The following is a 785-nucleotide window of genomic DNA, read 5'->3' on the forward strand; positions in this document are numbered from 1 at the left end:
CGGCATCCCTGCAGCCGATCTCCCCACCGGTCCCAGCCAGCACGGCCGTCCCGACCGCGGTGGAGTTCGACCGGACCGTTCCGGCCAGCGGCAACATGACCGCAGCAGGCCGTCAGATCTGGCTCGGCCCGCAACTGGCCCACCAGATCGTGACGGTCTGGGTCACCACCACCACCCTGCACGTCTTCCACAACGACAGGCTGGTCAAGACCCACCCCGTCACCCTCACCGCCGATGACCTGGCCCGACTGCACACCCGCGGAGCACGACCCGGCCGCCCGTCCCCGGCCACCGCCCTGCCCACCGGCGACCTGCCCGCCGATGCCGTGGTCGAGGTCGACCGGACCGTCAACAACGCCGGACTGGTCTCCCTGGCCGGCAAACAGATCAGCGTCGGCCTCCCCCTCGCCGGCCGCCAGGTCACCCTGCGCATCGGCCCGCACCTGATCCAGGTCATCGCCGACGGCGCCCTGGCCTGCACCCGCCCCAGCCCACTGACCGGCGATCAACGCGCCCACCTGCGAGGCGCACGCGCCAGCACCCCCGCCCCGACACCGGCCGCCACGCCCGCCCACGTTCAGCGGGTCGTCTCCAGCCAGGGCACGCTCATGGTCGCCGGCTGCAAACTCCAGATCGGCCAAACCCACCGCGGCAAAATCGTCACCGTCATCTGCGAAGACACCCAGTTCCGCATCCTGCACGCAGGCCAGGAACTGGCCATCCACCCACGAACCCTCATCAAGGAGGTCAACCGCCGCCGAGCAAGCGGCCACATCACCCACGAA

1 pseudogene is annotated in these 785 nt (G+C 70.7%); it reads left to right on the forward strand.

Going from position 1 to position 785, the window contains the following annotated elements:
- Positions 1–785, forward strand: a pseudogene (locus ABD340_RS47750) (hypothetical protein); the annotation flags it as partial.

The sequence above is a fragment of the Actinomadura vinacea genome, from assembly GCF_039532545.1.
GTDB classification, from domain to species: domain Bacteria; phylum Actinomycetota; class Actinomycetes; order Streptosporangiales; family Streptosporangiaceae; genus Spirillospora; species Spirillospora vinacea.